A 7,398-nucleotide genomic window follows, 5' to 3' on the forward strand; every position below is an offset into this window, starting at 1 on the left:
ATGGGCTTCTGGCGGGGATATCTGATGGATGGACGAGACGGAGAGGAGAGGGTGATTCGGATCGCCTCCTGGGAGCGGAGGCTCGGAGCCTGGCTCATCGACATAATCCTGGTGGGGGTCCTCGTGGACCTCATCGTCGGGATGACGGGGCCCCTCACCCCCGTCGTGCCGTGGCTTCCCCCCGGTCCCGCCTTCCAATGGGGCTTCTCCGACGGAGCCCTCGTCCTCTTCGCATACTGGACGGTCCTGGAGGGGACCCGGGGGCAGTCCCTGGGGAAGATGGCCATGAGCTTGAAGGTCACCGACATGAAGGGCGAGAAGATAGACCTACCCCGGGCAGCCATCGAGTCCTTCGGAAAGGCCTTCCTCCTCCCCCTCGATTGCCTCATCGGCTGGATCGCGATGCGGGGGTCGGGGCAGCGGCTCTTCAACCGCCTCTCGGAGACGATCGTCGTCCACGTCAATGAGTCGGCGCCGGAGGGGGTCCGGTACGTGAGGCGAGGGTAGCGGGCGCTTTCCCCAGGCCCCTCCATCCAATATTTATGCTCTAAAATGGTAGTATTATTTTATAAATGTTTATAAATAACTAGCGAACTCTTCAACGCCCATACCAGCATCCTTTATCAACGCTCTCAACAAACCCTTTCTTAGTTCGTTATGGAGTGGTACGGAGAGGGTCACCGTCGAGCCCTCTTTTCGGAGTATGGCGTGACTCCCAGATGTCCTATCGAACCGCCATCCTGCTTTCACAAAGGCCTTAACCGCCATGTGCCCCGAGACCACGGGCAGCTTCTTGGACATGGGATCAGACTGTCACTTCAACGATCTTTCCCTGGGTGGTCAGAGTTCCCATCCTCTCCTCTGACAGGGATTCAAGACAGCCCTCTATCGCCTCTTTGATATTATCCAGAGCCTCCTCAGCGGTATCTCCTTGAGAATGGCAGCCCGGCAGCGCCGGACAGCTGACGATGTACCCCCCTTCCTCGGCCTCTTCGAGGGTCACCTTGAGCTTCATGGATTAGACTTGGCTTCTGGAGTTGAAAAAGCTTTCTTGCAAGCTAAGGGAGCTCGCCCTAATGAAGATCGGCGCCCAATTTTTCTCGAGGGGGAGAGCGAGCAGCGAGGTTCGCGCCGGCGGCGCCAAACCCTTAAATGGCCAAAAGCAGCTGGATGGAAGAACGAGAACGCTATAGATGATCTCTCTCACGTTCGATATCGGCGATGGCCTCCTCGAAAGGGAAAGCTTCGTCGCCGCAGTACTTGGCAGCATCGCGGGCTCGAAGGGAGTCCAGCTCCTCTAGCTCGTCGAGAAGCTTTCTGTAGTCCTCCAGGCTGAGGAGGACGCCTATTCGGTCGCCCTTTTCATTTACTGCGTACTGCTTTTCGAACGCAATTGAGGTCATATCATCTTCGTCCATTGGTCATCGGTTAAGAGAAGAATCGCGATGAGGCAGCGATCTCGGTAGCAAGTACGGTGAGATTGGCTTGGTCAAAAAGGCTACAGCAAGTCAGTCTTGAAATCGGATCAAATCTAGATGACGCATAATTCGTGTGAAAAATGGCAATATTGTGTAGCTTAAATTCCTTAACCGATGACCCATGCATCTTCGTCCGTAACTATTCAGCCCACCGCAAACAGCATCAGCAGACCCGCTCTTAGAGATCTCGTGTGGCCAGTTCCAGAAAGCTAACTTCAAGTAACCTCGGCATTGGATATCGTTTTTCATTTTGGTGCAAGTTGTTGATCGGCATACCGTTATAATCAAAGTCAGCATCATGCGGGCGATTCGGTATAGCTGAATAGTTACCTTCGTCCTTCAGAGGCTTTTAGATTGTTACATCGTCGTTCAGGCCAAGCTCCCTCAACGCGACTTTCATCTCCTCTATCTTCTCTTTTGGTATGCCCATTTCAGATGATATCTCTACATTGAGGGTCAGCTTCAGGCCGCCCTCCCGAGCAAATCCGGAGAGGACCTTGCTGTATATGTTCATCCATTTTTGAGGGGGGACCTCTCCCTTCCATGAAACGGTCTTAATAGATCCATCATCGCCGCCTTCATCGATGACTCTGATGTCGCCGTCAGCAGCGATCGCGATTGCTGCCGTGGAGCTGACCCCTTTGCTGCTCGCCGTCACTGTGAAACGACCTTCACCATCGCCAGCCTGAAAACTGCCAGCCGCTCCGATGACGCCACCGGTGGCGGTCCAGGCGACCTGATCCAAGGGGTAATCATGGCTACGCTGATCAAAGCCCCTGGCTACAAAGGACTGGGCATCGCCGGGCTTGAGCTGGACGGTCCGAGGTGAGATCTCGATCGACGTCAGAACCGGCGGATCTGAATGGTCTCTTATGTAGTTCTTCGCCGTCTCACCCGTGATGATGAACATCTCCTCGGAGATCTCCACCTCCGCCGCGGAGATTCCCTCTTTGTAGCGGAAGGGATCGTACTCATCGCCGATCTTGCCGACGTATCCGAGGACCCCGCCGCTGACCCCTCGGGCGATCGTCTCCTTGATCGAATTTGGATTTGAGAGCCTCGGAAATATGGGCGAGGCGAAGAAGGCGTCTCGTACTGACTTTGTGCTCCACTCCTTGAAGGCGGGAGGCCAGTTTCGGACAAGGAAGCCGGGGCTTGCAGAATCCGCCACCAGGTCGTCTCGCTTCAGCTTCGAGATTATCAGGTCCACCATGGAGCTTGCGGCGCTGGAGTGGACCAGACCCAGGTCTATGATCTCCACTTTTTCTCTTCCCAGGAGGACCACATACCGGTAGGTCCGCCAGACGGCCTCTCTCAGGTCTCGCTCTGACTTCCTGAGGTTATCCTTCAGCTGGCGCTTCTGAGAGTCGTCGAGCTGGAGTTTCAACTCCTCATCTCGTATCTCCTCTAGGGCCAAAAGATCCCGGGCAACGTGATCTAACTGAGAATAGTTCTCGGCTACGGACCATATCAAAGCGGTCTTGAAGGTCCTGCCCGAGGTTCCGTGCTCTGCGGTCATCGACTCGATTGAACGGAGAACGGCTTCTCGGTCTTGCATCGATCTATCTGGGGGAAGGACGATCAGAGTCAGAGAGGCTCGGTCCGGGATATCGTTGCTCTTTTGAGGGAAGAAGACCCTATCCAGGTCGGGACCCTTTGCGAAGACCTGGGATATCTCGGCCATGATTCGCTCCTTGATCCTTGGCTGAGAGATTCCTGCCCTGCGATCTGCGATGAGCTTGGGAAGTCCCACCTTCAGGCTGAAGTGGTAGCGGCTCCCGTCGGCCCTGAGGTAGTAACAGGTGGCTTCGAGGGCGCTCAGAACGGTTTCCACATTTCCGATGTCCAGGCCCGGTTCCGCCACGTCGAGACGTACTTCAGGGATGGTGGCGTCTGTGCCCGAGGTTCTACCGCCGTTAGACTCGAAGAAGATGGACGTCGCCACTTTCTGGTGTAGCCGGGCTTTCCTGATAGAATCGACGGCTTCTGTGTCCAGGCGGATGGAGTGAGAGTCGTCGGCTCCACAGATGTCTGTGGTGATGGGGGTATCCAAGCGCTCTTCGCCGAGCTGTTCCAAAGCTGCCGCCCTAAAAAAGCGGTCGTCGAGGGGAGCGGTCCCAAGGCCGATTATGGGGTCGCTGTGGGCGCCCCTGTAGCCGTCGTTGTAGGCTTTTGAGAGCCAGAGGGCGAGGAGACGGAGGACGCCACGAGTCCGCTGGAATCGAGGAAGTGTCTGCCATTTTCTCTCGAAGACCGAGAAGACCATCGGGTGGAAGGGGTAAGCGGCCTCGAAGGCCGCTTTTGCGTTGTCGACGGGAAACCAGCTTGGTATCTGCTGGCGATGAGCGAGAACCCATCGAGCGTACTCTTCACAGACGGCTCTAGCCTCGTCGGGTAGTATGATCTTGCCGTTCAGGTCCAGGGATTTCGAGTCGACTTCGAAGAGGCGGCGTCTGATGATCTCGGAGATCTCGGTCTCCGTCGAGAGGATGACGGGCTTGCTGAGCCGATCGAGGAGCTTTTTCAGCCGGTCGTAGTCGGAGTGGTCCTCGGGGTTCATCTCCGTCGCTGAGGCGGGAACGGATACGACCAGGACCGTTCGTTCTTCGCCCCGAACTGTCTCCGATAAGTTCTGGATGAAGTTGTAGAGCTGCGATGGGAGGTCGGTCTTACGGTTTCGGCTGACGTAGTTCATCAGCTCGTCCATGAGGATGAGGCAGGAGCGATCTTTGGGCAGGATCTGGCGGATGACGTCTCCTGCCGGGGCTCTCATCAGCCGGTCGTGATCGGCCACGGTGGCGAAGGCATTTTCACCTCCAAGCTGGAAGGCTATCTCGCCCCATGGCGTCTTCCGAAGGGGCGTTCCGTCGTCGCCGCCGCGCCCTTTGATGGAGTCGAACTCGGTTCCCACGAAGACGGCGGTGACGGCCTCGGGGATACCCTGAACGCCCGATTTGGCCAGGATCTTATTCGCGCCGGGCCAGCTCCCGGCCCTGGGACCGTTTTTGGCGAGGTGGTAGAGGAGGGTGAGGGCGTGGGTCTTTCCGCCGCCGAACTGGGTGTTCAGGTTGAAGACGGCGGAGGTCTCGGTCTTCTCGCCGGATAGGCGCCGGACGACCTCTGCGGCCATGGAGGCCAGATTCGAAGTGAGGTATGTCCGTTCGAAGAACTTCTCTGGGTTTCGATAGTCTTCGGCGGCGCTTTCGTCCCGAACCTTGTCCAGGTGGACCGCAAACTCCGAGGCGTCCAGGGGCTTTCCCAATCTCAGATCTTCTCTCGGCGTCACTACTTTGTACCAGGGTTTGAGCGCCATCTTCTCCCTCCAGTCATCCGATTCCTTTCCCGATCGGTTAATCGAGTTGCCATCACTTAAACTATTCTACGGAGAATACAGAAGAAGGCCGCCGATGGATTGGGGCGGCGTTATCGTCATCTTATGAGAAGAGCCCAAAATTTCCCGATTGGCTGTCGAGCCGCCACCACTTAAAGTAACCGTAGGGAAAGGCCGCGAGCCTTTCTTTTATGCCCACGGCCACGAGAGTCTCGCCTCCGAGGCCGATCCTCTCCTCAAGGCTCATCGACCCGACGACATCCTCCTGGAGAATCTTCATGAGAACTCCGCCCTCAGAGTCGGTCTGCCGGTAGCAGAAGACCACCCGGAGATCGGCTCTCGTGCAGAGGGTCTTCCAGAGGGAGTAGGCGACGGCGTCGTCGGATCTGCTGTTCTCAAGCTCCATCGCCGCCACCGGGGAAGGCCATTTTCGGGCATTGTGATCCCGCCCGCCGCCCGAAGTGGCGGGAGCTGGGGCGAAAGCTAGCACGTCCAGGGAGAGGTACTCCTTCCTGGAGACCGGGAGAGCCCGGCAGGGATGGCCGAGGGCCGCCGCCTGCCAGCCCAGCGATTCGCAGCTTTTGACCACGAGCCCCGTGAGGGCGCAGGTCCAGTCGCCGAGATTTCCAGAAGCTGCGGCCTCCTTGAGGGGCCGGGAGTTCTCAAGGGGCCGAAGCGCCTGAAGGAAGGCCTCCTGCCAGCGGCGGGCGATATCGGCGGATTCCATCAGAGACCAAGCCCCTTCTTCCGGGCCAGGACCCCTTCGACCCACCGCCTCTCCTCGGTCGATGCCGGGTAGAGGGCCACCAGGGCCTGGGCGAGATGCCAGAACCTCTGGTCGCCTCCCACCTCATCGACGAGGAACGACCGAAGCCGCTCGCTACTCCCCTCGGCGAAGAGGAGCATCGCCTGATGGACCTTGTCCAGGACGGTCTCGGCGAGAACGGGCTGAACAGCCGTCCCGCCGCTGCCGCCGCTTCCGGCCCCGGGGCCGTCCTCGCCCACCGGCACCACCATCTCTCCCTCATCGAAGCTGGCCTGGGACTGTCTCTTCTTTCCGCCCCGCCTCGGCCTTTCTTTCTGGCTTCCGCCCTGTCCTTTTCCGAAAAGGCGGCCGGACCTCTCGGCGACGGATAGAAGCCGGGCTGAGCTGCCTTTGATCTCAACCAGGTCGGGGAGGGTCTCCATGTGGGCTCCGATCCCCTGGGCGATCTTCCGGGCGGCGTCGTACTCCAGAGAATACTCGCCCCGGACGGCTTTTCCGCCCCCGTTTTCGCCGCCGTTCCCGTTTCCGTTCCCGTTTCCGTTCGCGCCGGTGGAGAGAGTCCAGAGCCACATCGCCGTGAGCCTCGCATCCTCCTCAAACCCGGTGGAGTCGGCCCCCTCGAAGATCATATTCAGAGCCTCCCTCGATACCGCCGCCCAGACCTCCACCAGATACTCCCTGAGGGCGACGGCCTCGCCGCTCGCCTTCTCGACCCGCGAGTACCGGGAGAAGACCTCCAGGGCAGGGCCGATGCAGGAGAAGATGGCGTCGGCGCCGACGACCCCCTCCTCGGCGAGGCGCGGCATCCAGCCGTGAATCCTCCTCGGCAGCTCGGCGAGGACGTCCCGCCAGTCGCCGACCTCCTCTTTCAGGGTCCCGTCCGGGTTCTCGCGCGGGCGGCAGACGAGGTGAATTGAAGACATTAGACGGGCTTGTCCTATTCCTGCCACCTTATTGGTTAGCTCAGTATCTATAGGCCACGACCCTGTAATTATCCATCCAGCATTCATCAAAGCTTGGAGCAGTGCTTCCCAACCTGATGTAGATTTATGCGCGAAAACTACAACACCCAGACCATCAGGACTCAATATCCGGCGACCTTCGCCGAATGCCTGTGTCATTCCATCAAGGTAAAATTTCTCATCCTTAATGCCCACGCCGTCCACGGGTGTAGGTTCCACGATTATCTCTTCGGATTTAGGAGTAGATTCACTTTTCCAATTGTTTGTATTATCATTAATAAAAGTCCTTCTGAGCCAAACATAAAAGAAATCACTAAGATCTGCATAATTTATCATATCATAATAGGGTGGATCTGTAAAAAATACATTTGCTGAATCATCTGGAAGAGGATGAGACCTAGCAGTACATTGCTGTGCGATTCCTGTAGACATTATTGGGGATAAGGTCTCAGATTTTATTACGTCCAACATTGTTTGTAAAGTCACGTTGAAGTTGCCAGCTGCTTCTGCAAAGAAATTTGGCTCAGCGAAGTCCCATAGCATCGGTAATGCTTGACGAGTAAAAACGTGACGAACTTGTGTTTTTGTCGTTTCCCACATACAAAGAGAATTACAAATATCTGTAAAGCGACTCAAGGCCAATCGAAGTACTGTCCTTACAGCTTCATTAAATTCGTCATTGTCCTTCTTTAATTGTTTGTCGGCATCACAAATAATTTGAACTAGCGTACTTAATCCCACATTCCGCGTTTTGAACTTAGAAGTCCTGAATTTCTCTCTGTAAATATCCACAACATTTTTTAATAATAGCATCCAAGGCACCTCGAAGGTAAGTAGCATGGATGTGGACGTCCAATCATA

At 56.6% G+C, this 7,398-nt stretch carries 7 protein-coding genes; 1 reads left to right on the top strand and 6 read right to left on the bottom strand.

The window, feature by feature from the left end:
- The first annotated feature begins 24 nt into the window (after nt 1-24).
- On the top strand, nt 25-507 hold the full coding sequence (locus tag P0O24_RS09380; RefSeq protein ID WP_316969494.1) for an RDD family protein: 483 nt from the start codon (nt 25-27) through the stop codon (nt 505-507).
- Between the two features lie 69 nt (nt 508-576).
- Here the strand turns inward: P0O24_RS09380 and P0O24_RS09385 are convergent, their stop codons facing one another.
- The 6 genes from P0O24_RS09385 to P0O24_RS09410 all read right to left on the bottom strand — a co-directional run bounded on the left by P0O24_RS09385 (nt 577) and on the right by P0O24_RS09410 (nt 6,525).
- Nucleotides 577-801 carry a type II toxin-antitoxin system HicA family toxin gene (locus P0O24_RS09385; RefSeq protein ID WP_316969495.1) on the bottom strand — a complete coding sequence of 75 codons (225 nt, stop codon included), beginning with the start codon at nt 799-801 and terminating at the stop codon, nt 577-579.
- 4 nt (nt 802-805) lie between these two features.
- Nucleotides 806-1,015, bottom strand: coding sequence for a type II toxin-antitoxin system HicB family antitoxin (locus P0O24_RS09390; protein WP_316969496.1), 210 nt, complete (start codon nt 1,013-1,015; stop codon nt 806-808).
- Nucleotides 1,016-1,187: 172 nt separating this feature from the next.
- Nucleotides 1,188-1,418, bottom strand: coding sequence for a hypothetical protein (locus P0O24_RS09395; protein ID WP_316969497.1), 231 nt, complete (start codon nt 1,416-1,418; stop codon nt 1,188-1,190).
- Between the two features lie 409 nt (nt 1,419-1,827).
- Entirely contained in the window at nt 1,828-4,791 is a 2,964-nt protein-coding gene (locus P0O24_RS09400; protein ID WP_316969498.1) for an ATP-binding protein, read from the bottom strand.
- Nucleotides 4,792-4,912: 121 nt separating this feature from the next.
- Nucleotides 4,913-5,536, bottom strand: coding sequence for a hypothetical protein (locus tag P0O24_RS09405; protein WP_316969499.1), 624 nt, complete (start codon nt 5,534-5,536; stop codon nt 4,913-4,915).
- On the bottom strand, nt 5,536-6,525 hold the full coding sequence (locus P0O24_RS09410) for a hypothetical protein (RefSeq protein WP_316969500.1): 990 nt from the start codon (nt 6,523-6,525) through the stop codon (nt 5,536-5,538). Before P0O24_RS09410 ends, P0O24_RS09405 begins: the two co-directional genes overlap by 1 nt.
- Nucleotides 6,526-7,398: the final 873 nt, after the last annotated feature.

It is taken from the genome of Candidatus Methanocrinis alkalitolerans (assembly GCF_029167205.1).
GTDB classification, from domain to species: domain Archaea; phylum Halobacteriota; class Methanosarcinia; order Methanotrichales; family Methanotrichaceae; genus Methanocrinis; species Methanocrinis alkalitolerans.